The sequence below is a fragment of the Aeromonas molluscorum 848 genome, from assembly GCF_000388115.1.
Taxonomy (GTDB): domain Bacteria; phylum Pseudomonadota; class Gammaproteobacteria; order Enterobacterales; family Aeromonadaceae; genus Aeromonas; species Aeromonas molluscorum.
Genome location: NZ_AQGQ01000002.1, coordinates 62,843 through 88,153, shown reverse-complemented (window position 1 = coordinate 88,153; position 25,311 = coordinate 62,843). Strand labels below are relative to the sequence as shown.

16 protein-coding genes and 3 pseudogenes are annotated in these 25,311 nt (G+C 59.3%); 11 read left to right on the top strand and 8 right to left on the bottom strand.

Annotated elements, in window-relative coordinates; genetic code table 11:
* Positions 1-1,671, bottom strand: a 1,671-nt coding sequence (locus G113_RS01105) for a bifunctional aconitate hydratase 2/2-methylisocitrate dehydratase (protein ID WP_005891204.1), incomplete at its 3' end; no start/stop codon positions are given.
* Between the two features lie 227 nt (positions 1,672-1,898).
* Positions 1,899-4,178 (bottom strand): patatin-like phospholipase family protein, encoded by a 2,280-nt coding sequence (locus G113_RS01100; RefSeq protein ID WP_005891202.1) that lies wholly within the window; start codon positions 4,176-4,178, stop codon positions 1,899-1,901.
* Positions 4,179-4,479: 301 nt separating this feature from the next.
* Between G113_RS01100 and G113_RS01095 the strand changes: the two genes are divergently transcribed.
* The 3 genes and pseudogenes from G113_RS01095 (at position 4,480) to G113_RS22025 (ending at position 8,518) form a co-directional block, all read left to right on the top strand.
* Positions 4,480-6,390, top strand: a complete 1,911-nt coding sequence (locus G113_RS01095; protein WP_005891199.1) for a methyl-accepting chemotaxis protein — start codon at positions 4,480-4,482, stop codon at positions 6,388-6,390.
* A 170-nt stretch (positions 6,391-6,560) separates the two neighbouring features.
* Positions 6,561-8,207 carry a methyl-accepting chemotaxis protein gene (locus G113_RS01090; protein WP_005891196.1) on the top strand — a complete coding sequence of 549 codons (1,647 nt, stop codon included), beginning with the start codon at positions 6,561-6,563 and terminating at the stop codon, positions 8,205-8,207.
* A 127-nt stretch (positions 8,208-8,334) separates the two neighbouring features.
* Positions 8,335-8,518 (top strand): annotated as a pseudogene (locus tag G113_RS22025) (hypothetical protein).
* Here G113_RS22025 and G113_RS01085 read toward each other — a convergent pair.
* The 6 genes and pseudogenes from G113_RS01085 to ampD form a co-directional block, all read right to left on the bottom strand.
* Positions 8,515-9,471: a GGDEF domain-containing protein gene (locus tag G113_RS01085; RefSeq protein ID WP_005891193.1), complete on the bottom strand. Its 957-nt coding sequence runs from the start codon at positions 9,469-9,471 to the stop codon at positions 8,515-8,517. The pseudogene G113_RS22025 and the gene G113_RS01085 overlap by 4 nt on opposite strands.
* Positions 9,472-9,600: 129 nt before the next feature.
* A complete protein-coding gene (gene lpdA, locus G113_RS01080) occupies positions 9,601-11,028 on the bottom strand; it encodes a dihydrolipoyl dehydrogenase (RefSeq protein ID WP_005891191.1) in 1,428 nt (475 codons plus the stop codon).
* A 152-nt stretch (positions 11,029-11,180) separates the two neighbouring features.
* A pseudogene (gene aceF / locus G113_RS01075) lies at positions 11,181-13,053 on the bottom strand (pyruvate dehydrogenase complex dihydrolipoyllysine-residue acetyltransferase).
* 167 nt (positions 13,054-13,220) lie between these two features.
* Complete coding sequence (gene aceE, locus G113_RS01070) at positions 13,221-15,881, bottom strand: pyruvate dehydrogenase (acetyl-transferring), homodimeric type (protein ID WP_005891189.1); 2,661 nt, start codon at positions 15,879-15,881, stop codon at positions 13,221-13,223.
* Between the two features lie 67 nt (positions 15,882-15,948).
* Entirely contained in the window at positions 15,949-16,713 is a 765-nt protein-coding gene (gene pdhR, locus G113_RS01065; protein WP_005891186.1) for a pyruvate dehydrogenase complex transcriptional repressor PdhR, read from the bottom strand.
* 273 nt (positions 16,714-16,986) lie between these two features.
* Positions 16,987-17,562, bottom strand: coding sequence for a 1,6-anhydro-N-acetylmuramyl-L-alanine amidase AmpD (gene ampD, locus G113_RS01060; RefSeq protein ID WP_040318792.1), 576 nt, complete (start codon positions 17,560-17,562; stop codon positions 16,987-16,989).
* Positions 17,563-17,673: 111 nt separating this feature from the next.
* Here ampD and G113_RS01055 point away from each other — a divergent pair, with 111 nt between their 5' ends.
* The 8 genes and pseudogenes from G113_RS01055 (at position 17,674) to zapD (ending at position 25,282) form a co-directional block, all read left to right on the top strand.
* Positions 17,674-18,150, top strand: a complete 477-nt coding sequence (locus G113_RS01055; protein ID WP_005891180.1) for a retropepsin-like aspartic protease family protein — start codon at positions 17,674-17,676, stop codon at positions 18,148-18,150.
* A gap of 5 nt (positions 18,151-18,155) precedes the next feature.
* Positions 18,156-19,013, top strand: a complete 858-nt coding sequence (gene nadC, locus G113_RS01050; RefSeq protein WP_005891177.1) for a carboxylating nicotinate-nucleotide diphosphorylase — start codon at positions 18,156-18,158, stop codon at positions 19,011-19,013.
* A 430-nt stretch (positions 19,014-19,443) separates the two neighbouring features.
* Positions 19,444-19,884, top strand: a complete 441-nt coding sequence (locus tag G113_RS01045; RefSeq protein WP_005891174.1) for a pilin — start codon at positions 19,444-19,446, stop codon at positions 19,882-19,884.
* Positions 19,885-19,887: 3 nt separating this feature from the next.
* The gene (tapB, locus tag G113_RS01040) at positions 19,888-21,594 is read left to right on the top strand and encodes a PilB family type IVa pilus assembly ATPase TapB (RefSeq protein ID WP_005891173.1); all 1,707 of its coding nucleotides are present in this window, start codon (positions 19,888-19,890) and stop codon (positions 21,592-21,594) included.
* Between the two features lie 46 nt (positions 21,595-21,640).
* Positions 21,641-22,882, top strand: coding sequence for a type II secretion system F family protein (locus G113_RS01035; protein ID WP_005891171.1), 1,242 nt, complete (start codon positions 21,641-21,643; stop codon positions 22,880-22,882).
* Between the two features lie 84 nt (positions 22,883-22,966).
* Positions 22,967-23,840: pseudogene (locus G113_RS01030) on the top strand (prepilin peptidase).
* Between the two features lie 67 nt (positions 23,841-23,907).
* Positions 23,908-24,522, top strand: coding sequence for a dephospho-CoA kinase (gene coaE / locus G113_RS01025; protein ID WP_005891165.1), 615 nt, complete (start codon positions 23,908-23,910; stop codon positions 24,520-24,522).
* A gap of 37 nt (positions 24,523-24,559) precedes the next feature.
* Positions 24,560-25,282: a cell division protein ZapD gene (gene zapD, locus G113_RS01020; RefSeq protein WP_005891162.1), complete on the top strand. Its 723-nt coding sequence runs from the start codon at positions 24,560-24,562 to the stop codon at positions 25,280-25,282.
* Positions 25,283-25,311: the final 29 nt, after the last annotated feature.

Genomic DNA, 25,311 nt, shown 5'->3' with positions numbered 1-25,311 from the left:
GGCGGCGTAAGGGATGGCATGGACCAGATCACGCAAGGTGATGCCCGGTTGCAGTTCGCCCTTGAAGCGGACCAGAATGGATTCCGGCATATCCAGCGGCATGACGCCGGTGGCGGCAGCGAAGGCCACGAGGCCAGAGCCCGCCGGGAAGGATATCCCGATGGGGAAGCGGGTGTGGGAGTCACCACCTGTGCCCACGGTATCGGGCAGCAGCATGCGGTTGAGCCAGGAGTGGATGACACCATCACCCGGACGCAGGGAGACGCCACCGCGGTTCATGATGAAGTCCGGCAGAGTGTGATGAGTCTGCACATCGATAGGCTTGGGATAAGCGGCGGTGTGGCAGAAGGACTGCATGGTCAGATCGGCGGAGAAGCCCAGACAGGCCAGATCTTTGAGCTCATCGCGAGTCATGGGGCCCGTGGTGTCCTGAGAGCCGACGGTAGTCATCTTCGGCTCGCAGTAGGTGCCCGGACGAATGCCCTGCACGCCGCACGCCTTGCCGACCATTTTCTGGGCCAGGGTGTAGCCCTTGCCGGTATCGGCCACAGGTTGCGGACGACGGAACACGGTAGAGAACGGCAGCCCCAGCACTTCGCGGGCCTTGTCAGTCAGGCCACGACCTATGATCAGCGGAATACGGCCACCGGCACGCACCTCGTCAATCAGCACGTCGGTCTTGAGGGTGAACTCGGCCAGCACCTCATCGGTGCCGTGGCGGGTGATCTTGCCCTCATAGGGGAAGATGTCGATCACATCGCCCATGTTCAGCTTGGCAACATCGACCTCGATGGGCAGGGCTCCGGCATCTTCCATGGTGTTGAAGAAGATGGGGGCTATCTTGCCGCCGAGGCAGACGCCACCGGCGCGCTTGTTCGGCACGAAGGGAATGTCGTCGCCCATGAACCAGAGCACGGAGTTGGTGGCGGACTTGCGGGAAGAGCCGGTACCGACCACATCGCCCACATAGGCCAGCGGGAAGCCCTGCTCTTTCAGGGTGTCGATGGTCTTGATGGGGCCGACGGTACCGTCGCTGTCCGGGGTGATGCCAGGGCGCGCGTTTTTCAGCATGGCCAGGGCATGGAGCGGGATATCGGGACGGGACCAGGCATCCGGCGCAGGGGAGAGATCGTCGGTGTTGGTCTCGCCTGTCACCTTGAAGACGGTGACGGTGATCTTCTCGGCCAGCTCCGGACGGTTCAGGAACCAGTCGGCATCGGCCCAGGATTGCAGCACCTGTTTGGCGAAGGTGTTACCGGCCTCGGCCTTCTCCTGCACATCGTGGAAGGAGTCGAACATCAACAGCGTATGGGAGAGGCCCTTGGCAGCAAGAGGGGCCAGTTCGGCATGGTCGAGCAGGTCGATCAGCGGCTGGATGTTGTAGCCACCCTGCATGGTACCGAGCAGCTCGACCGCCTGGGCGGCGCTCAGAATAGGCGACAGGGTTTCACCCTTGGCGACCGCAGTCAGGAAACCAGCCTTGACGTAGGCGGCCTCATCGACACCAGGCGGGACGCGGGAGGACAACAGCTCTTTCAGAAAATCTTCTTCGCCGGCGGGGGGGGCCTTGAACAGTTCAACCAGTGCGGCAACTTGCTCTGCGTTCAGAGGTTTGGCAACCACGCCCTCGGCGGCACGTTCTTCGACGTGTTTACGGTAGGTTTCAAGCACGACTAATTCCTCTTTGGTCTTTTTTGGGGCTCGCCCAGGCTGGCGGCGATCGTCCTTGCGGGACACCCTTAGGGTGCCCCCCACTATATAAGTTTTAACGAGTAATTAAAATCCAATCCCTGCACACTTATTCACCTCAACCAGCTAACCATTTAAAGTTGCTGATGTTTTGGCTGTTAACAGAAAACACAGAGAATTCAACTTAACAAGTTGTCAGCATTTTCACCCTATTCGAAGGTACTGCCCAGTTGCAGGTAGATGACATCATTTCCGCCCTCCGCCATACCGTAGCCCAGGAAGATGGGACCGAGGAAGCTCTCTATCCCCACATAGACAGAACCGGCGAGAATGGAACTCTCCAGGCTGATATCCTCGCCCTTATTCCAGACCCCGCCGCGTTCGACGGAGCCGCCCAGATAGAGGGGAGCGCGCAGGGCGCCAAAGTCGTTGTCCGCCACCCGGTAGATATAGCGCAAGCCGCCAAACAGGCTGTAGCGCCCGGATAGCTCATAGCGTTGGTAACCGGATAGACGGAACAAGCCGCCAAGATCCTGAATGTCGAGAGGGATAACCTCATCGGTGTCCAGACCGCCGCCCTCGAGCAACAAGTTGATACTGTGCCTGTCCCAGGACCAGGGTTTGATGAGGGAGAGGTGATAACTGATACCCGACGAATTCTTGTCGCCATCCAGGCCGGTGCCATCGTCCGTGGAGACCCGGGTATAACCCGCTCTGACATCCCACTGCACCCCTTCATAGGGGAAGTAGCGGCTATCAAGGGTGTCGTGTTCGAAGCGCACATAAGGCCCCCAGGCGGTGGCATCGACGGTGGCGTCTTTGAAGTTTTGCAGCTCGATATTGCCTATCTTGCCGTTCAAGCCGATGGAGACCCGGCTCCAGGGCTGACGGTTCCACCCAAGGGAGGCATCCGCACTGAAGAAGCTGTATTCCGACTCCACAAAGTTGACTGGCAAGAACCCCGCCTCGTCCGGCGAGACAAAGAGCCGACGCTGGGTCTTGTCATAGCCCAGGCTCGCCTCGCCATAGAAGGTCTGCGACGACTCAAGGGGGGTGTAGAAGTCGGTCTTGACGTGCTTGGCCGTACCGAGAGAGGCTTCGGTCAGCCACTCGGCACCCAGATCGTTCACATTGGTCAGGGTGTAGGACATGCCGACGTTGTAGTTGGAATCGCTCTGGAAATCGTCGGAGAAGCCAAGCTGGAAGTTGAGATAACCCGGCCCCCAGTTCTTCTCGCTGGCATCGACCACCAGCACGTTCTCACCGTTGCGCTCCTCGACCTGGTAGGTGATGCGATCGAAGGACTCCAGCGCATAGAGGCGGCGAATGCCTGCTTCCAGGCTCTCGTTGGTCTGCACCTTGTCAGGACGCACCTTGAGGGTGGCTATCATAGTCTCGTCGGAGAGGCGGGAATTGTTGACCAGCTCTACCTTGTCGATGAAGTAGGCTGGCTGGCCGCTGCGTTCGGCGCGGCGACTCAGCTTCTGGTTGCGATAGGCGGCATAATCCGCCTTGGAGAGCGATAGCCCATCGAGCTGGCCAGCGGCCCGTCTGGCCACCTCTTCACCATCTTTAATGCCATCCGGCATCAGGGCAAAATCGGCGATACCCATGCCGCCGAACTCAGGGATCAGCAAGATATCTTTGGGCCCCATCAACGCCTTCTGCTTCTCGGTACCCACTTGCGTCATATAGGTGGTGAGCTGATCTATCATGGCGAGCCCGGACTTGAGCTCCTCCTTGGTACGCAATCTGGCACTGATATCGACCGCGATGACGATATCGGCGCCCATGGCCTTGGCCACATCGACGGGCATATTGTTGACAGAACCGCCGTCGGCCAGGATGTGTCCCTCCCACTCCACCGGCTTGAGTGCGCCCGGGATCGACATCGAAGCCTGCATCGCCTTGGCGAGACTGCCGTGCTCAAGCACGAAAGGGGTCACCGTTTCCATGTCGGTCGCGACCGCGCGATAGGGGATAGGCAGATCGTTGAAACTCTTTTGCACCGGCAGGTTGGAGGTGGCAAAGCGCAGCAGGCTGGCCATGGACTGGCCCTGGAAGAAACCATCCGGCAACTGGGTCGTATTGCCGTTGACGCCAATGTCGGTGCGCAACTGGTACTGTTCATTCTGTTGCTTCTTGCGCAAGGAGAGCTCGTTGCGCCCCACCTTGTCCTGATACCCCTTGTTCCAGTCGATGGCCAGGGTGGTGCGCTCCACCTCCTCGGCGCTATAACCCATGGCATACATGCCTGCCACATAGGAGCCCATGCTGGTGCCGACGACGATATCGACCGGGATCCGCTTCTCTTCCAGTACCTTGAGCACCCCGATGTGGGCCGAGCCCTTGGCGCCACCACCACTGAGTACCAGCGCGATTTTGGGGCGCTCACTCGCCATGACTTGGCCACCGAACAGGACAAGCAACGGCAGGCAGCCGAGCAACAGAAGCAGAGTGCGGGTCCATTCCCGGCGAGCAGCGTACATATGAGTTTCCATGGGGTCGATGCGGCATTGCAATGATTGCAGCCTACTATAAGGGGCAATCAGGGAACAGCAAGCCTCTATCCCGACGAGGCGAGATGGCTCCCGGTACAGGTACCAAGCTCCCCTGCCCGCTCGCCCCCGACGTCAGCGAGCCCCCTGATTCCAGATGACACCGAGCTATCCTCCTCCTCATGTGCGCGCAAACGCAAACCCTGAATAAAACCCAGCCCAGGCTCAAGAACGCCCCCTTCCGGCCGCTAATATCATGACCTCCTTTTCAACCGGATCCCGAGTCAACGCCATGCTTGCAAGCCTGACCCTCAAACAGAAAATAATCACCACCGTCACCCTGGCCGTGGTGCTCTCCTGCCTGCTGGTGGGTTACTTCAGCCAGCGCTCGGCCCAGCAGCTGATCGAGACCCGCATGTTCGAGCAAGAGCTGCCGAACCTGACCCAGCGCATCGGCAAGGACATCGAAAAGGATCTCAACTCGGTGGCCAACGCTGCCAAGCAGCTGGCCAATGACCGCTTCGTGCTGGACTGGGTGGCGCGTGGCATGCCCAAGGAGCAGGAAGACATCCTCATCAGTCAGCTCAAGGATCTCACCCAGCAATACGGATTGGTGACCGCCTCCTTCGCCGACAGGCAGAGCGCCGCCTATTACAACCAGGATGGCTTCCTGCGCAACCTGACCCAGAGCCAGGATGCCTGGTTCTATGACTACACCAAGAGCCAGCAGGACCTGATGCTCAGCATCTTTCGCGAGGCCAACGGCGAGATGAAGCTGTTCGTCAACTTCCAGCAGCTGGGGGGCCGCGGCTTGGCCGGACTCGCCAAATCCCTGGACACCATGGTCGCCACCCTCTCCAACTTCCGGGTCGGTGACAGCGGCTTCGTCTTCATGACCGATGGCAGCGGCAAGGTGAAACTGCATCCGGATGCCGCCCGCATCGATCGGGATACGCTGAGTCAGCTGGCCGGCCCGGATGCCGTCGCGCTGCTCACCAAGCAGGAGTTTTCCGCCAGCCATGCCGAGGTCGATGGCCAGGCAGTGGTGCTGGCCACCAGCTATATTCCCCTGCTCGACTGGTACCTGGTGGTGCAGGTTCCCGAAGCCGAGATCTATGCCGAACTCGACAAGGCCCGCCTGCACATCGTGCTGGTCAGTCTGGCCATTGCCCTGGGCATGGGGCTGCTTGGCATGGTGCTAGCAGGTTCGGTCAGCCGTCCTCTCAACGAACTGGCCCGCTTGTTCCGGGCGTTAGGTAGCGGCGATGGCGACCTGACCCAGCGTCTCAAGGTCGAGGGCAAGGATGAACTGAGCGAGGTCGCCAAAGGCTTCAACAACTTCGTGGCCAAGATCCATGGCTCCATCGAGCAGGTCGCCAGCAACTCACGCCAACTGGCCGCCACCGCCGCCCAGGTTGCCGAGCAGGCTCAGCTCACCCAGCACAACTGCACAGCCCAACGAGATCGTACCGTCCAGGTCGCCACCGCCATTCACGAGATGGGAGCCACCGTCGGCGAGATAGCCGGCAACGCCTCCCTGGCCGCCGATGTGGCCAAGCAGGCCAACCAACAGGCCGAGGCGGGAGCCGACGTGGTTTCCCTGGCTCGTCACGGCATCGTCGGGCTCTCCAGTGAACTGGAAGAGGTCTCCGGGGTGATTGGCTCCCTGGCCGGCCAGACCGATGCCATCGGCAGCATACTCGACACCATCCGCAGCATCTCGGAGCAGACCAACCTGCTGGCACTCAACGCCGCCATCGAGGCCGCCCGGGCCGGTGAACAGGGTCGTGGCTTCGCCGTGGTAGCCGACGAGGTGCGCAACCTCGCCAGCCGCTCCGCCGCCTCCACCGAGGAGATCCAGAAGATGATCAACAGCCTGCAGGCTCAGTCCGCCCGCGCCGTGAGTGCCATGGCCGAGGGGCATAGCCAGAGCCTGGCCGTGGTGAACCAGGCAGACAAGGCCAACGAGGCCCTGGGCCAGATCACCTCCCACATCACTCAAATAAGCGACATGAACATCCAGGTGGCCACCGCCACCGAAGAGCAGTCCAGCGTAGTGGGCGAAATCAACCGCAACGTGGAAGACATCAACCAGCTCACCATGGAGACGGCGGACATAGCCCACCAGCTGACGGCTTCCAGCCGTAGTCTGCAACAACTCTCCGGCGAGCTGGACCAACTGGTCGGCAACTTCCGGCTATGACACTGACCAGAGCGCGCCCAGGCGCGCTCTGCAACTATTGAGATGACCCTGGCCCCGCGCGGGCAACCCTCCCGGGTAGGGATATCCGGGTGCCCACGCAGTACCAGACCGCTAATTGTCATCGACAGCGGCTAGATTAGCGGCCAACCCAGCAGCTTAAAGGAGTCACCATGCTCGCAGGAAAGATCACCCTCAAGTCTCAACTCATACTGGCCGTCACCGTGCCTTGCATCGCTCTATTGCTGGTCGGCGGCGCCAGCCTGCGCAGCATGGGCGACATCAAGCGTCAGGCTGATGAGCTCTATCAGAACACGGCCACGCCGATGCGGGCCATGGCCGAGGTTGCCTCGCGCATCCCGCGCATGCGGGTCGGCATCGACATGATGCTGCTGCAAGACAGCTCCCTGCGCGACGAGAAGGGGGTACTGACCCGGGTCAAGGAGACGCGCACCGAAGACATTCCCGAGATGCGCCAGGCCATGCAGCAGGCGGTGGATGCGCAAGTTGATCCCAGCGCTCGGGCCGAGGCTCAGAAACTGCTCAGCCAGTTTGAACAGATGGAGCGAGACGAGCTGACTCCCATGCTGCAGGCATTGGAAAACGATCAGATGGAGGTGGCGCGCGGCATCTACCGCGATCGCTACAGCCAGACTTACGGCGTGATGCGCAAGGGGGCCAACGCCCTGCTCGATGGCCTCATCAGCCAGGCCCAGCAGCGCAACCAGCTGAGTGAAGAGAGTTATGGCAGTGGCCGCAACCAGATGATCGCCATCATAGTGATCGCCATCCTCATCTCCTTGCTGGTCTCGAGCCAGATCCTCAGCAGCCTGCGTCGTCGGGTCAGCTTCTTGCAACGCCACATCGGCGAGGCGGCCGAACATCTGGCGCTCGACAGCCGGGCCGAGATCGAGGGCAAGGATGAGCTGGCCGAGGTGGCGCGCAGCTTCAACCACTTCGTTGCCCGCATCCATGGCGCCATCGAAGAGGTGGCGAGCAACTCGCGCCAGTTGGCGAGCACGGCCTCCGAGGTCGCCAATCAGGCTCAGCTCACCCAGCGCAACTGCACCGCCCAGCGTGATCGCACCGTCCAGGTCGCCACCGCCATCCACGAGATGGGAGCCACCGTCGGCGAGATAGCCGGCAATGCCTCCCTGGCCGCCGAAGTCGCCAAGCAGGCCAACGAGCAGGCAGAGTCAGGGGCTGGCGTGGTGGCGCAAGCCCGCCACGGCATAGTGGGGCTCTCCAACGAGCTGGAAGAGGTCTCCGGCGTAATTGGCTCTTTGGCCGGTCAGACCGATGCCATCGGCAGCATACTCGACACCATCCGCAGCATCTCGGAGCAGACCAACCTGCTGGCACTCAACGCCGCCATCGAGGCCGCACGGGCCGGTGAACAGGGTCGTGGCTTCGCCGTGGTGGCCGACGAAGTACGCAACCTCGCCAGCCGCTCCGCCGCCTCCACCGAGGAGATCCAGAAGATGATCAACAGCCTGCAGGCTCAGTCCGCCCGCGCCGTGAGTGCCATGGCCGAGGGACGCAGCCAGAGCCTGGCCGTGGTGGCACAAGCCGACAAGGCCAACGAGGCTCTGGGTCATATCACCTCGCACATCACCCAGATAAGCGACATGAACATCCAGGTGGCCACCGCCACCGAGGAGCAATCCAGCGTGGTGGGCGAGATCAACCGCAACGTGGAAGATATCAACCTGCTCACCATGGAGACTACCGACATTGCCCACCGCCTCACCGATTCCAGCCGAGGACTGCAGCAGCTCTCCGGTCAGCTCGACAAGCTGGTGGGCAATTTCCGGCTGTAATCCCCACACGCAGGGAGCACTGCGGCGCTCCCTGCCATATCAGCGGCAAACCATGACGCATACTCGCAAACTCGCCTCCGTCCCGGCCTGGAAATGCCCCATAATCAAGAAAATAGCAGGAGGTATTATGGGTAAGCTGATTGTGACTATGTTGCTGGGGGGTTTTGCTTTGCGCCTGTAGCAGCGGGCCTGTGCGAGTGCACGGAGCCGATGTCAGCGTGGACAATACCCGGATCCGGGTCAGTGACGGCGATCGCGGGGGTTATGGCACCTTCTGTCCACCGGGACAAGCCAAAAAAGGGCGCTGCTAGCGCCCTTTTTTACAATCGTACATCTGCTTGTCCGCCTGTTGCAGCAGCAGATCCAGCGCCGGCGGCGAGAGCGCATCATAGTGCCCGACTCCGACCGCGCAGCTCAACCGATAAGGTTTGCCGCTCTCCCGGTTGAACCCGGCCAGGGCCTCATCCAGCCGCGCCAGCACCGGTGGCACCTCTGCCGGCCCCGTGCCCGGCAGCAATACCGCAAACTCATCCCCGCCCAGTCGGGCGAAGATGTCTGCTTCCCGAAAGACGCCACACATCAGACACGCCATCTGTCGCAGGGCATCGTCACCGACGTCGTGTCCCAGCCGGTCGTTGATCTCCTTGAACCGGTTGAGATCGAGAAACAATAGGGTCGCCGCTCGCCCCTGACGATGACCGAGTTGCAGACTTTTGTGTGCCAACAGCATGAAACCGCGGCGGTTGGTGATGCCGGTCAGCTCATCCATGGTGGCCAGCTGGATCGCTACCAGTTCGCGTTCCACCATGCCGGCCAGATCCGTCAGCAAATCCCGCTGACGCTCATCCAGCAGGCGTGGCTTACGATCTATGATGCACAGGGTTCCCAACTTGTACCCCCCCGCAATCTGCAGCGGGCTGCCTGCATAGAAACGTATATGAGGATCGCCAGATACCAGCGGATTGTCGGCAAAGCGCAGATCCCGGGTCGCATCCTCCACCATGAAAAGGTCATCGCCAAGAATGGCATGACCGCAGAAGGAGATGTCCCTCGGCGTCTCCAGCACAGGCAAGCCACAGCAGGATTTGAACCACTGCCTATCCTCATCCACCAGCGATATCAGCGAGATGGGTACATCGAACATGTTGCGGGCCATGCGGGTGATCCGGTCGAATCTTTCCTCGGCAGAAGTATCCAAAATGGCCATACGACGCAGCGCATCGAGGCGCAGGCGTTCGTTGTCAGGAGTGGCTGGTGTTTGCATTGCAGGATCCATCGCGTGAAGTAGCAGCCCTCAGCATAGCAACCAGCCCCAAACAAATCTCACTATTTACCCAGAAACAAAAAAGCCGCTCAGAAGAGCGGCTTTTTATATCGGGCTGAGAGAAGAGAATTACTTCTTCTTTTTGGCCTTGGCGTTCGGCAGATCGGTAATGGAGCCTTCGTACACCTCGGCAGCCAGACCCACGGACTCGTGCAGAGTCGGGTGGGCGTGGATGGTCAGCGCCAGATCTTCGGCATCGGCACCCATCTCGATGGCCAGACCGATCTCGCCCAGCAGCTCACCGCCGTTGGTACCGACAATCGCGCCACCGATGACACGGTTGCTGTCTTTGTCGAAGATGAGCTTGGTCATGCCGTCAGAGCAGTCTGATGCGATGGCGCGACCGGAAGCAGCCCACGGGAAGGTGGCGACTTCAAAGTTCAGGCCCTGTTGCTTGGCTTCCTTCTCGGTCAGACCAACCCAAGCCATCTCTGGCTCGGTATAGGCGATGGACGGGATCACTTTCGGGTCGAAGTAGTGCTTCTTGCCGGCGATGACTTCGGCCGCCACATGGCCTTCGTGCACACCTTTGTGGGCTAGCATCGGCTGACCGACGATGTCACCGATGGCGTGGATGTGAGCCACGTTGGTACGCAACTGCTTGTCCACTTCGATGAAACCGCGCTCGTTGACGGCAACACCGGCTTTCTCGGCGTCCATCAGCTTGCCATTCGGCACACGACCGACCGCGACCAGCACGTTGTCGTAGCGAACCGGCTCGGCCGGGGCATGCTTGCCTTCGTAGGAGACGTACAGGCCGTCTTCACGAGCTTCAACTGCGGTGACCTTGGTCTCCAGCATGATGTTGAATTTTTTGGCAACACGCTTGGTGTAGATCTTGACGATGTCTTTGTCGGCAGCCGGTACCAGCTGATCGGCAAATTCCACCACGTCGATCTCGGAACCCAGGGAGGAGTAAACGGTACCCATCTCCAGACCGATGATGCCGCCACCGATAACCAGCAGCTTGCCAGGAACGGTAGTCAGCTCCAGCGCATCGGTAGAGTCCCATACGCGCGGGTCATCATGGGGGATGAACGGCAGTTTCACCGGACGGGAACCTGCGGCAATGATGGCATTGTCGAAGTTGACGACTGTCGTGCCGTCATCGCCGGTCACTTCCAGGGTGTTGGGGCCGGTGAACTTGCCGAAGCCGTTCACAACCTGAACTTTACGCATCTTGGCCATGCCGGCCAGACCGCCGGTCAGCTGGTTGATGACTTTCTCTTTCCACAGGCGGACCTTGGTGATGTCGGTCTGCGGGGCACCGAAGACGATGCCGTGATCGGCCAGCGCCTTGGCTTCTTCGATCACCTTGGCGACGTGCAGCAGCGCCTTGGACGGGATACAACCTACGTTCAGGCAGACGCCACCCAGGGTGGAGTAACGTTCGACGATAACGGTATCCAGACCCAGATCGGCGGCACGGAAGGCAGCTGAATAACCGGCAGGGCCAGCACCCAGAACTACGACCTGAGTTTTGATTTCTTTACTCATCATGACCTCTTTGTCGTTCTATATCCCCGGACAGCACAGTCTTATGCCAAAGAAGGCGGCTGCAGCCGTGAAAAAACGGGGCAAGTTTATAATTTTGTTAATGAAATGAGAAGTGAAAAGGGCGAGCTCTGTGCTCGCCCTCTCATTTACATTTACAGAACCAGTCGACGAATGTCGGACAGCACGCCACTCAGTGTGGTGACGAAGCGAGCACCGTCAGCACCGTCGATGACACGGTGGTCATAGCTCAGAGCCAGCGGCAGCATCAGGCGCGGCACGAACTCCTTGCCGTTCCACTTGGGCTTCATCTCGGACTTGGAAACACCGAGGATGGCCACTTCCGGCGCGTTGACGATCGGAGTAAAGCTGGTACCACCGATGCCACCCAGGCTGGAGATGGTGAAGCAACCGCCTTGCATGTCCGCAGCAGTCAGCTTGCCGGCACGGGCTTTCTTGGAGATCTCGGCCAAGTCGCGGGACAGCTCATGGATGCCCTTCTTGTTGACGTCGCGAACGACCGGAACCACCAGGCCACCCGGGGTGTCTACCGCCACACCGATGTGGATGTACTTCTTCATGATCAGCTTGCTGCCATCTGCAGACAGGGCGCTGCAGAAGCGCGGGTGCGCTTCCAGGGCCTTGGCGGCGGCTTTCAGGATGAACACCAGCGGGGTGATCTTCACATCCAGTTTCTGCTTCTCGGCCAGGATGTTCTGCTCTTTGCGGAACGCTTCCAGATCCGTGGTATCGGCTTCGTCGAACTGGGTGACATGAGGGATCATGGCCCAGTTGCGATGCAGGGCAGGACCGGAGATCTTCTGGATCCGGGTCAGTTCCAGCTCTTCGACCGGGCCGAACTTGCTGAAATCAACCTTGGGCCAGGCCACGACGCTCATGCCATTGCCAGAGCCTTGACCCGCAGCCGGAGCGGACTCGGCACGCTTGACCGCATCCTTCACATAAGCCTGCACGTCTTCTTTGACGATGCGGCCCTTGCGACCTGAGGCTTTCACCTTGGCCAGGTTGACACCGAACTCGCGAGCCAGACGACGCACGGCCGGAGAGGCGTGAACATAAGCGTCATTGGCAACGAAGTCGGAGGACGCAGCAGCCGGGGCGGCGGCTTGAGCAACAGGGGCAGCAGCGGCAGGAGCAGGAGCAGCAGCCTGAGCGACCGGGGCGGCGGCAGGCGCTGCTCCAGCCACTTCGAATACCATGATGAGGGAGCCGGTAGAAACCTTGTCACCCGCCTTCACCTTGATCTCTTTCACCACACCGGCAAACGGCGCAGGCACTTCCATGGAGGCTTTGTCACCCTCCACGGCGATCAGGGACTGGTCGGCTTCGACCTTGTCACCCACGGCGACCATGATCTCGGTCACTTCCACTTCGTCACCGCCGATGTCCGGCACGTTGACTTCTTTGGCAGCGGCGACGGCAGGCGCCGCTGCCACGGGAGCGGCGGCCTGAGCCGGAGCAGGCCACGGCAGCGGTCGCGGCACCAGCCACTTCGAATACCATCACCAGGGAACCGGTGGAGACCTTGGCGCCGGCGGCAACCTTGATCTCGACCACGCGACCCGCGAACGGCGCCGGCACTTCCATGGAGGCCTTGTCACCTTCCACGGCGATGATGGACTGGTCGGCTTCAACCATGTCGCCCACGGCAACCATGATCTCGGTCACTTCGACCTCGTCGTCACCTATGTCAGGTACGTGCACGTCTTTGGCAGCGGCAGCCGCCGGTGCGGCGGCAACCGGAGCGGCAGCCTGAGCCGGAGCGGCGGCAGCGCCTTCGGCTTCGAAGATCATGATCTGGGAACCGGTGGCAACCTTGTCGCCCACCTTGATCAGGATCTCTTTGACGATACCCGCGGCCGGAGCCGGGACTTCCATGGAGGCTTTGTCACCTTCCACGGCGATCAGGGACTGGTCAAGTTCGACCTTGTCACCCACGGCGACCATGATCTCGGTCACTTCTACTTCATCGGCACCGATATCCGGCACCATAATCTGTTTGGACATTGTGCTTTATCCTCTTACGCGTACGTTTATCGCGTTAACCTTGGCAAGAGCAGGTTCCGACTCGTTGTTGCCGTCCGGACCCTGTGTTTGTCCTCTTACCCTTATGTCGCATTAACCTGGGCAAGGCCCTGTCCGGCACGCAAGTCCGGACAGGGTGCTCAATCCTCTTACGCGTACAGCGGGTTAACCTTGTCGGCATCGATGCCGTACTTGGCGATGGCGTCGGCCACAACCTGCTTGTCGATCTCACCGCGCTTGGCCAGTTCGGTCAGGGCAGCAACCACGACATAGAACTCGTTCACTTCAAAGTGACGACGCAGGTTGGCACGGCTGTCGGAACGGCCATAACCATCGGTACCCAATACACGGTAGTTCTCGGTCGGCATGAAGGCACGTACCTGCTCGGCGAAGGACTTCATGTAGTCGGTCGCGGCTATGGTGGCTTCGGAACCCAGTACCGAGGTGATGTAGGGGACGCGGGCAGCAGCAGTCGGGTGCAGCATGTTCCAGCGATCGGCGTCCTGACCATCACGGGCCAGCTCGTTGAAGGAGGTCACGCTGAACACGTCGGAACCCACGCCGTACTCGCTGGCCAGGATCTGGGCGGCGGTACGGACATGACCCAGGATGGAGCCACAACCCAGCAGCTGTACCTTGGCTTTGGTACCGGCCACGGATTCCAGCTTGTAGATACCCTTGCGAATACCTTCCTCGGCGCCTTCCGGCATGGCCGGCATGGCATAGTTCTCGTTGAGGGTGGTGATGTAGTAGAAGACGTTCTCAGGCTTCTCACCGTACATGCGGCGCAGGCCGTCTTGTACGATCACCGCCACTTCATAGGCGTAGGACGGATCGTAGGAGATGCAGTTCGGGATGGTGCCGGCCAGGATGTGGCTGTGACCATCTTCGTGCTGCAGACCTTCACCGTTCAGAGTGGTACGACCGGAAGTCGCGCCCAGCAGGAAACCACGGGCTTGCTGGTCACCGGCTGCCCACGCCATGTCACCGATCCGCTGGAAACCGAACATGGAGTAGTAGATGTAGAACGGGATCATCGGGCAATCGTTGGTGCTGTAGGAGGTCGCAGCAGCCAGCCAGGAGGACATGGCGCCCAGCTCGTTGATGCCGTCCTGCAGAACCTGACCCTGTTTGTCTTCCTTGTAGTAGGAGACGATGTCACGGTCTTGCGGGGTGTACTGCTGACCATGCGGGCTGTAGATACCGATCTGACGGAACAGACCTTCCATACCAAAGGTACGGGCTTCATCAGCCAGGATGGGAACGATGCGCTTGCCGATGGACTTGTCTTTGAGCAGCACGTTCAGGGAACGCACGAACGCCATGGTGGTGGAGATTTCACGGGCCTGCTCGCCCAGCAGCGGACCGAAGGTCTCCAGTGCCGGGATGTCCAGGGTGGTGGTGGTCTCACGCAGGCGGGTCGGTACATAGCCTTTGAGTTCGGCACGACGGGCGTGCAGGTACTTGTACTCTTCGGTACCCTCTTCGATCTTCAGATACGGCAGCTCTGCCAGTTGCTCGTCGGTGACCGGCAGGTTGAAACGATCGCGCAGGTGACGCACGGAGCCCAGATCCATCTTCTTGACCTGGTGGGCAATGTTCTTGCCTTCGGCCGCTTCACCCATGCCATAACCTTTGATGGTTTTGGCCAGGATCACGGTCGGCTTGCCTTTGGTCTCTGCAGCCTTGGAGAAGGCGGCAAACAGTTTGCGAGGATCGTGACCACCGCGGTTTAAGGCGAAGATCTCCTCGTCGGTCATGTCTTTGACCAGGGCAGCGGTTTCCGGGTAGCGATTGAAGAAGTGCTCACGCACATAGCCGCCATCGCGGGACTTCATGGTCTGGTAGTCACCATCCACGGTCTCGTTCATCAGCTGGATCAGCTTGCCGGACGTGTCTTTCTTGAGCAGCTCATCCCACTTGCGACCCCAGATAACCTTGGTCACGTCCCAACCGGCGCCGGCGAACAGGCCTTCCAGTTCGTTGATGACCTTGCCGTTACCCACGACAGGACCGTCCAGACGCTGCAGGTTGCAGTTGACCACAAACACCAGGTTGTCGAGCTTTTCACGCACGGCAACGGTCAGGGCGCCTTTGGCTTCCGGCTCGTCCATCTCGCCATCGCCCAGGAAGGCGTACACGGTCTGTTCGGCGCAGTCTTTGATGCCACGGTCGGTCAGGTACTTCAGGAAACGCGCCTGATAGATGGCGGCGATGGGGCCCAGACCCATGGAGACGGTCGGGAACTGCCAGAACTCCGGCATCAGTTTCGGGTGCGGATAGGAAGGAATACCCTTGCCGTCCACTTCCTGACGGAAGTTGTCCAGCTGGTCTTCGGTCAGGCGACCCTCGACGAAGGCACGAGCATAGATGCCCGGGGAGATGTGACCCTGGAAATAAACCAGATCACCACCATCCTTCTCGTTGCGAGCACGGAAGAAGTGGTTGTAGCAGACTTCGTAGATGGTGGCACTGGAAGCGAAGGAGGACATGTGACCACCCAGGTCCAGATCCTTTTTAGAAGCACGCAGCACTATCATCACGGCATTCCAGCGGATGATGGCACGGATACGGCGCTCCATCTCCTGATCGCCCGGGTAAGCCGGTTCGTCAGTGGCAGGAATGGTATTGATGTAATCGCGATTCGCTTTCTCAGCCACTTCCACACCGCTAACGCGGGCTTTCTCGGCCAGTTGTTCAAGGATGAACTGAGCGCGTTGCGGACCCTCTTCACGCAACAAGGATTCCAGAGAGGCAAGCCACTCCAGCGTTTCTATCGGGTCCACATCGTTCTTCAGGATATCAGACATGGCTGGTTCCTATTGTTATTGCACGGGATGTAAGTTGCGCAAAATTCGACAATAAAGCCTTGTGGGATTAGTTTTCCTGCTGACGGATCCGACGCATGGATCGCTGGATCCGGCTATCTTCCCTCTGCATATCCAACAAGGTGTCCTCGATAAAGGCCAGGTGCTCATGACAAGCAGTCCTGGCCCGCTCCGGAGCCCCCGACAGGATAGCCTCGATCAGCGACGCACGATGGCGACGGATCTTGGCGACCACTCCCGGACGGCGATTCAAAATTTCGTTATTTCGCAAAATGTTCTGTTCGAGCATGGGGCCCATGGCACGCAACAGGTGCAGCAGCACCACGTTGTGGGAGGCCTCCGCCACCGCCAGATAGAACTGGGTGACAGCGGTCGACTCGCTCGCAAGCGATCCCTGCTGGCCAGCTGCCTCGATGGCGGCCTGGGCGGCGCGGATGCGCTCGAAATCTGCCTCTGTACCCCGCAATGCAGCATAGTAGGCACAGATGCCTTCCAGTGCGTGACGAAACTCCAGCAGATCATACTGGGCTTCAGGGTGAGTACTGAGCAGCTCGAACAGGGGATCGGCGATGCCCTTGCTCAAACCATTTTGCACAAAGGTGCCACCGCCCTGCCGGCGATACAGCAACCCACGCGCCTCCAGGCGCTGGATGGCCTCTCGCAAGGAGGGGCGCGACACCTGAAACTGGATGGCGAGTTCCCGCTCTGGCGGCAACTTCTGGCCAGGCTGCAAGCTGCCTTCCAGGATCATGTGCTCCAACTCGGCGACGATGGCGTCAGCCAATTTGGGTTGAGTAACTTTACGATAGGGCATGAGGCAGCTTTGTTAAATTGGTATTACCAATTTCATGAATGGGGCGAAAATTAGCAGAGGGCATGGAAAATGTCCACCCAAAATCTGATCTGCATCAACAAAGTAAGCTGCCTACTTATAGGTAATCTTCGGGAACTATGATCTCACTCATAGAAAATGGTCTGACCAATATTTCTGCGCCAGATCACAGACAACATTTGAGTAACAGCCAATAAGAATGGCTTGCCATGTTGGCAAGCCATTGATTTAAAAAACACAAACTTAATTTCAATACTACCAAAGTTTGTTCGTTTCCTGGCGATATCGTGCCCAGTCAAAACTGCTGCCTGGATCCGTCTTTCGACCCGGCGCTATGTCACAGTGCCCCACCACCCGTTCTGCCACTATGGCAGGAAAACGAGCCTGTATGGTTCGAGTGAGGCTTGCGAGCACGGCATATTGAGCAGCCGTATAAGGCAGCTCGTCAGTCCCCTCCAGTTCGATGCCGATGGAGTAATCGTTGCATGCCTCTCGCCCCTCCCAACAAGAGATGCCCGCATGCCAGGCCCGTGCGAGAAAAGGCACATATTGCACCAACCCACCGTCGCGGCGGATCAGGCAGTGAGCAGAGACCCGCAACTGATGGATCTCGGCGAAATAGGGGTGCTCGTCAGGATTTAGGGTACCGCTGAACAGCTCGTCAATATGAGGGCCGCCAAACTGGCCCGGTGGCAAGCTGATGCCATGTACCACCAGCAAGGAGACATCCTCGGGGGTGGCTCGCTCATTGCAATGAGGAGAGGGCACTCGTCTGGCCTGCTCACACCAACCGTCTGAATCAATGGAAAATACTGTGTTAGGCTGGGTCATCGTCTCTCTTGCTCATGGTATTGATGTGCGCGTTACCGCCCCTAGGCTCTGGCTATCGCTCTTCAGGCCCTCGCCGCCCAACCCCTTGTCCTGCATGGCGAGGAGCCCATAATGGCGGCGCCTGCTGCGGCCCGCTGGCTCTGGCTACTGGCGTGGCTCTCGCTGATGGGGTTGCTCACCCTCTATTTTCACACTCGTAGTCAACCCAGCGTCACGGCAAGCGGCGAACTGCGTCTGCCGATGGATGCCAGCGGCCACTATCGTCTGGAGGGTGCCATCAACGGCCAGGAGGTGCAACTGCTGCTCGACACCGGCGCCACACGGGTCACCATTCCGGCCGATGTGGCCAAACGATTGGGGCTAACGCCACAGGGCCACAGCCGGGTCAATACGGCAGCGGGCCCCATCCTGGTCGGCAACGGCCGAATAGAAAGCCTGGCGATGGGTCCGTTGACCTTGTACGATCTGGCCGTTTATATCAATCCAGCCGCCAGCGGCAATGAGATCCTGGTCGGAATGAATGCCCTCGGTCGGCTGGAGTTGATCCAAAGAGACAGACAGTTGCTTCTCAGACCCTTGCAGGAATAAAAGGCATGTTACAACAGGACATCAGTCGCGCCGTGCGCGCCGCGTTACTCGAAGATTTGGGGGGCGCCCTGACCGCCCAAGACCAGCCGGACGTCAGCGCCGACATCACGGCTCAGCTCATCCCTGCCGATCACCAGGCCAGCGCCCGGGTCATCACCCGCGAAGCTGGGGTCTTCTGTGGTCAAGCCTGGGTGGATGAAGTCTTTCTCCAGCTCGGTGGCGAGGTACAAGTGGAGTGGTTAGTCAAGGATGGCGACATCTTGCAGCCGGATCAGGAGCTGTTTCGCCTGCATGGTCCGGCCCGGGTGCTGCTGACCGGCGAACGCAATGCGCTCAATTTTGTGCAGACCCTCTCCGGCGTCGCCACCCTCACCGCCCGCTACGTCGCAGAGCTGGCCGGCACCCAGTGCCGCCTGCTCGATACCCGCAAGACGTTGCCAGGCCTGCGTGATGCCCAAAAATATGCGGTGACCTGTGGCGGCGGCAAGAACCATCGCATCGGTCTGTACGACGCCTACCTCATCAAGGAGAACCACATCCTGGCCTGTGGCGGCATCACCGAAGCCGTGAGTGAGGCCCGCCGCCTCAACCCCGGCAAGCCGGTCGAGGTGGAGGTGGAGTCGCTTGCTGAACTGGGGCAGGCCCTCCATGCCGGTGCCGACATCATCATGCTGGACAACTTCGATGTACCCATGATGCGTGAAGCGGTAGCCTTGAACGCCAAGCGAGCCAAGCTGGAAGTATCCGGCAACGTGACCCTGACGACGCTGGCCGAATTTGCCGCCACCGGCGTGGATTACATCTCGGTCGGCGCCCTGACCAAGCATGTGCGGGCCCTGGATCTCTCCATGCGCTTTATCTAGTCAATCACAACCGCTGTCCCTACTCACCCTGTCCCCGGTCGCAATGATGCCATCGGGGACAGGGAGTTTTCCTTCGCCAAACGTCTCAATCCCTTGGTTTCAATCCCCTCGCCGATCCCCCCTTGTCCTGATAGCGATGCGGCCATCACCTCCTGACTAATATCGACTTGCAAAAGACGCCATTGACGCCTTTTCTTTAGGCAAGACCCGCCCATGGTAAAAGGAGAGACCAGGAGAAAACCGACAAGAGTACCGGGTATCGAAAGAGCCCAACAAACCACTGATTTATATCCATTTGCGCCACTATTCAGAGACTTGTTAGCTAAATTTGCTGGTGTTGTTGCCAAGCGCAGCAGCTTGGTTAAGATGCCAAAGGCGGTCAACTCACCGCCAACGTTGTCAGGACCCATGTGAAATAAGGATATTGAAGATGAGAAAGCAAACCGGCTTTACCCTGATCGAACTGATGATAGTCGTGGCCATCGTCGCCATTCTCGCCGCCATCGCCCTGCCGGCGTATCAGACCTATACCAAGCGCGCTAAATTCTCGGAAGTCATTGCAGCCACTGGACCAGCCAAGACTGCAGTCGAAGTCTGTGTTCAAGGTTCCACCGATACAGTTGACGCGACCCTTATGGGCATATGCGCCTCAGCCGGTGAGGCTGCCGTCTCAGGAGCTTTTGATACAACGAATATTGCTTCAGTTGATGCCACCGCAAGCGGCGCTGTTGGTGTCACAATTACCGCCACGGGAACGACTGCGACCTTTGGCTCATCTACAACATATGAATTAATTGGCAGCGCAAATACAACCTCTAGGCAAGTTTTGTGGGCCATATCAGGATCTTGCAAGACTGATGGCCTCTGCTAATCCATGACCTCTAGCCCCCATAGCGGCCTGGCCCTGAGCCTGGCCGCTTCCTCCCTGATCAGTGAGTCCGACTCACAACACTACCTGAGCCAGGCCCGGGCCCAGCGCAAACCCTTTGTCACCTACCTTATCGAAAACGACATCCTCGCCAGCAAGACGCTGGCCGAGTTTTGCGAGCTGGAGTATGGGGTACCTCTGCTGGATCTTGCCGCCTTCGATTTGGCCGAGATCCCGCAGAAATACCTCAATCAGAAGTTGATCGACAAGCACCATGTACTGCCCATCTACACCCAGGGCCACACCCTCTATATCGCCATGTCCGACCCGAGCAATGTGGCGGCGCTGGAAGATTTCGGCTTCAGCTTCGGCCTGCATACCGAGGCCCTGCTGGTCGAAGAGGACAAACTGAGCCAGGCCATCGCCAAGCTGCTCGAGAGCGAGCATGATGCCCTTGGCATGGACGATATCGACGAGGCCGAGATCTCGGCACTCGAAGTGGCTGACGAAAGCAGTCGGCTCGACGAGAGCGTCAACACCGCCGATGACGATGCACCCATCGTCAAATACATCAACAAAATCTTGATGGATGCTATCCGGCAAGGGGCATCTGATCTGCATTTCGAACCCTATGAGTTCAAGTACCGCATCCGCTTTCGTATCGATGGCATACTGCACGAAGCCTCCACCCCACCGGTCAATCTGGCCAACCGCTTCGCCGCCCGTCTCAAGGTCATGGCCAGGCTCGATATTGCCGAACGGCGCCTGCCCCAGGATGGTCGCATCAAGCTCAAGCTGTCTCGCAACCGTTCCATGGACATGCGGGTCAATACTCTGCCCACCATGTGGGGTGAAAAAGTGGTCATCCGGCTACTGGACTCCTCGGCAGCGCGGCTCAATATAGAACAACTTGGCTTCGACGAGACACAGAAACAACAATACCTGACCGCACTGAGCAAACCACAGGGCATGATCCTCGTCACAGGCCCAACCGGCTCAGGCAAGACAGTTTCCCTCTACACCGGGCTCAACATACTCAACACCCTTGAGGTCAATATCTCCACCGCCGAAGATCCGGTGGAGATCAACCTGCCAGGAGTCAATCAGGTGCAGGTCAATCCCAAGGCTGGACTCACTTTTGCCAGCGCGCTGCGCTCCTTCCTACGCCAGGATCCGGACATAGTCATGGTGGGGGAGATCCGGGATCTGGAAACCGCCGAGATAGCCATCAAGGCTGCACAGACCGGCCACCTGGTCCTCTCGACCCTGCACACCAATTCGGCAGCAGAGACCCTGACCCGCATGATGAACATGGGAGTGCCAGCGTTCAATATCGCCTCCTCAGTGACCCTCATCATGGCTCAGCGACTTGCCCGCAAGCTTTGCGAGCACTGTAAAGAGCCAGAGATCATCCCTGATACCGAGCTGCTCACGCTGGGCTTCAATACCCAGCAGTTGGCGGCCGGGATCAAGCTGTTCAAACCGAAAGGCTGCAAGGAGTGCACCGGGGGTTATAAGGGCCGAGTCGGTGTCTATGAGATCCTGCTGATGTCAGAAAACATTGCCAAACTCATCATGCAGGGGGCCAACTCGCTGCAGATTGCCGCCATCGCCCAGAAAGAGGGGATGCGCACCTTGCGCTTGTCTGGCCTGGAAAAAGCCCGCCTCGGCGTAACCAGTCTTAGCGAGATCAATCGCATCACCACCAACTGACTCTTCATGCCGCCTGCTTGGCGGCCCTCATTGCAAGGATGCAAGGATGGCGACCATATCGAAGAAGCGAGCAACCCCTGCCAAGGTTCATACCTTTCGCTGGAAGGGCGTCAATCGCAAAGGCAACAGTGTCACAGGCGAGCTGCAAGCCGAGCACATCAACACGGTCAAGGCCGAGCTGCGCAAGCAGGGTGTCAATGTCACCAAGGTGACCAAGAAGAGCCAAGGGCTCTTTTCCAAGGCGGGCGCCAAGATAAAGCCCATGGACATTGCCGTGGTGAGTCGCCAACTTGCCACCATGCTGAGCGCCGGTGTTCCCCTGGTACAAAGCCTGCAAATCATCGCCCGCAGCCATGAGAAATCGAGTATGCGTGAGCTGATGGGGCAGATTGCCAGTGATGTTGAAACCGGTACGCCTATGTCGGAAGCCTTGCGTCAGCATCCCCGCCATTTTGACGATCTCTATTGTGATCTGATTGAGGCCGGCGAGCATTCAGGTGCTCTCGAGACCATCTATGATCGCATCGCCACCTATCGAGAGAAAGCCGAGGCGCTCAAGTCAAAAATCAAGAAAGCCATGTTCTACCCCGCCATGGTGATCCTGGTGGCCATCATAGTGACCTCCATTCTGCTGCTGTTCGTCATCCCCCAGTTTGAAGATATCTTCAAGAGCTTCGGCGCCGAACTGCCCATTTTCACGCAGTTCGTCATCGGTATCTCCCGCTTCATGCAGGATTGGTGGTATGTGATTTTCGGGGGCATAGCCCTGGCCGTCTTCCTCTATGTACGGGCCTGGCGCCGATACCAGAAGGTCAAAGACAACACGGACAAATTCATCCTTACCATACCCGTGGTCGGCATGATATTGCACAAGGCAGCCATGGCTCGCTTCGCCCGCACCCTCTCCACCACCTTCAGCGCCGGTATCCCGTTGGTGGATGCGCTGATTTCGGCGGCGGGAGCCTCGGGAAACTATGTCTACCGCACCGCCATCCTGGCCATTCGCAACGAGGTGGTGGCCGGGATGCAGATCAACGTCGCCATGCGCACCGTGGATCTCTTCCCCGACATGGTGATCCAGATGGTGATGATAGGAGAAGAGTCCGGTGCCATCGATGACATGCTCTCCAAGGTGGCCACCATCTTCGAGCAGGAGGTCGATGACCTCGTCGACGGCCTTACCAGCCTGCTTGAGCCCTTTATCATGGTGGTGCTGGGCGTGCTGGTTGGCGGCATGGTGGTCGCCATGTATCTGCCCATTTTCAAACTCGGCTCTATTATCCATTAGTGCGAGCCGACCACTCCGGCGAGGGGCCCTGGCTCCTCAGCCGTGGGGTCATGCTACACTGCCCTCTTCCTTATCCAAGACTCGATGCAACCCATGACTGAACTGGCGCTCAGCCTGCCCTGGCTCTACCTGACTCTGGTATTTCTCTTCTCCCTGACCATTGGCAGCTTCCTCAATGTCGTCATCCACCGTCTGCCCATCATGCTTGAGCGTGATTGGCAGGCCGAGTATCGGGACTACTTTAATCCAGAGAGCGCACAGCCCCCCACCGAAGCCTACAACCTGATGGTGCCGCGCTCCCAGTGCCCCCACTGCAACCATGCCATCAGCGCCCTGGAAAACATCCCGCTGCTGAGCTGGCTCTGGCTCAAGGGGCGCTGCCGCAGCTGCTCAGCGCCCATCTCGGCGCGTTACCCCTTGGTTGAACTGCTCACCGCCCTGCTCTCCGTCGTCGTGGCCAGCCTTCTGCCTGCTGACCCCTCCCTGTTGGCTTATCTGCTGCTCACCTGGGTGCTCGTTGTCCTGACCTTCATCGATTTGGACAAGATGCTACTGCCGGATCCCCTCACGCTGCCGCTGCTCTGGGCTGGTCTGCTGGTCAACCTCATCTGGCAGAAAGTCCCCTTGAACGATGCTGTCATCGGTGCCATGGCCGGTTATCTGGTGCTCTGGAGCCTCTACTGGGCCTTCAAGCTGCTCACTGGCAAGGAGGGTATGGGTTATGGCGACTTCAAGTTGCTGGCGGCCCTGGGGGCCTGGCTCGGCTGGCAGGCGCTGCCGCTGATCCTGCTGCTCTCCTCTTTGGTAGGCGCCATTATCGGCATTGCCCTCATCGTCTCGCGCCGCCAACAACACAGTAAACCCTATCCCCTTCGGTCCCTATCTTGCCATCGCTGGCTGGGTCGCCCTGCTCTGGGGAGATAGCATCACCGCCTGGTATCTGCACATGGTGCTCTGACCTCGGCTTGGGGCACAATAACCAGACAAGACGAATGAAAAACGATCACTTCAGGACGCTCTCACCCATGTATATAGTCGCAATCACAGGGGGAATTGGCAGTGGCAAGACCACAGTCGCCAACCTGTTTGGCGAGCTGGGCATCGACATCGTTGATGCCGATGTCATCGCCCGCGAGGTGGTTGAACCCGGCTCGCCGGCACTGACCGCCATCAGTCAACACTTTGGCGCTGGCGTGCTCGATGAGGAGGGACAGCTAGACAGACGCAAGCTGCGTGACCACGTGTTCAGAGACCCCGATGCCAAGGGGTGGCTCAATGCATTGCTCCACCCCTTGATCCGTCAGGAGATGCAGCGTCAATGTGCCGCGGCACGCTCCCCTTATTGTCTGCTGGTCGTGCCCCTTCTGGTTGAAAACCGGCTCACCGCCATGGCTAACCGGGTACTGGTGGTCGATGTGGACGAGGAGACCCAGATCACCCGCACCTGTCGACGTGACGGGGTCGGTCGTGAGCAGGCCAAGGCGATTGTCGCCGCTCAAGCGAGTCGTATGGCTCGCTTGGCCGCCGCTGACGACATCATTGAGAACCGGGATGGCACTCCTGAGCTCTTGCGTGGGCGAATTTTGGCGCTGCACCAAACATATCTGGCATTTGCCACTCAACAAGCCCGGCAACTGTGAGTACACTAGGCCGGTTTATGGCTGGCCAGGATTAGGCATGATTTACGATTTCCCTCTCAACGAAAAAAGCCGGACCTATCTTCGTCTGGAATCACTGTTCAACCAGATCCACAACAATCTGGGGAGTGATCACCCCTGGTCTCATATCGCCTTCTTCAAGGGGCTGTTTGATCTGCAGGAACTGCTCGAGCGGGGAGATCTGCGCTCGGATCTCATCAAGGATCTTGAGCGCCTGAGTCAGCGCCTCGGCCACTGGGCAGAACTGCCTGATGTCGATCTCGATCAGATCCGCGCAATGCAACAGGAGAGCAGCCAGCTTTCCCGCAAGCTGCTGGGTGCTCCGCGCCCCGGCGCTCGTCTCAAGGAAGACAAGCTGCTTAGCTCCATCCGCCAGCGCTTCTCCATTCCCGGCGGACTCTGCGCCTTTGATGTGCCTCAACTGCACCACTGGCTGACGACCCCGGCATCCCTGCGACACCCGCAAATGGAGGCTTGGCTCAGTGATATCCAGTTGCTGATGGGCGCCATCGGCCTCTTGCTGCGACTGTGGCGCGATGCGTCCCACTTCAGCGATCAGGTCGCCACCAACGGCTTCTATCAGGACACGGCGGAGAATGCGGAACTGATCCGTATCCGCCTGCCCCATGCCATGGGCTGCTATCCGACTCTCAGTGGCCACAAGAACCGCTTTGCCCTGCGCTTCCTGCCAACCCAGGAACAACCCATAGGCGATGTGCCCTTCCAGCTCGCCTGCTGCTAACGAAGGGATGGGAGCCAGGCTCCCGCCCT

Bases quoted from the DNA above. Each gene is read 5' to 3' on its own strand.
- G113_RS01100 (WP_005891202.1), bottom strand. From the start codon at position 4,178: ATGTACGCTGCTCGCCGGGAATGGACCCGCACTCTGCTTCTGTTGCTC.
- coaE (WP_005891165.1), top strand. From the start codon at position 23,908: ATGTATATAGTCGCAATCACAGGGGGAATTGGCAGTGGCAAGACCACA.
- G113_RS01095 (WP_005891199.1), top strand. From the start codon at position 4,480: ATGCTTGCAAGCCTGACCCTCAAACAGAAAATAATCACCACCGTCACC.
- G113_RS01090 (WP_005891196.1), top strand. From the start codon at position 6,561: ATGCTCGCAGGAAAGATCACCCTCAAGTCTCAACTCATACTGGCCGTC.
- pdhR (WP_005891186.1), bottom strand. From the start codon at position 16,713: ATGCCCTATCGTAAAGTTACTCAACCCAAATTGGCTGACGCCATCGTC.
- G113_RS01085 (WP_005891193.1), bottom strand. From the start codon at position 9,471: ATGCAAACACCAGCCACTCCTGACAACGAACGCCTGCGCCTCGATGCG.
- zapD (WP_005891162.1), top strand. From the start codon at position 24,560: ATGATTTACGATTTCCCTCTCAACGAAAAAAGCCGGACCTATCTTCGT.
- tapB (WP_005891173.1), top strand. From the start codon at position 19,888: ATGACCTCTAGCCCCCATAGCGGCCTGGCCCTGAGCCTGGCCGCTTCC.
- nadC (WP_005891177.1), top strand. From the start codon at position 18,156: ATGTTACAACAGGACATCAGTCGCGCCGTGCGCGCCGCGTTACTCGAA.
- G113_RS01055 (WP_005891180.1), top strand. From the start codon at position 17,674: ATGGCGGCGCCTGCTGCGGCCCGCTGGCTCTGGCTACTGGCGTGGCTC.
- aceE (WP_005891189.1), bottom strand. From the start codon at position 15,881: ATGTCTGATATCCTGAAGAACGATGTGGACCCGATAGAAACGCTGGAG.
- G113_RS01045 (WP_005891174.1), top strand. From the start codon at position 19,444: ATGAGAAAGCAAACCGGCTTTACCCTGATCGAACTGATGATAGTCGTG.
- ampD (WP_040318792.1), bottom strand. From the start codon at position 17,562: ATGACCCAGCCTAACACAGTATTTTCCATTGATTCAGACGGTTGGTGT.
- lpdA (WP_005891191.1), bottom strand. From the start codon at position 11,028: ATGAGTAAAGAAATCAAAACTCAGGTCGTAGTTCTGGGTGCTGGCCCT.
- G113_RS01035 (WP_005891171.1), top strand. From the start codon at position 21,641: ATGGCGACCATATCGAAGAAGCGAGCAACCCCTGCCAAGGTTCATACC.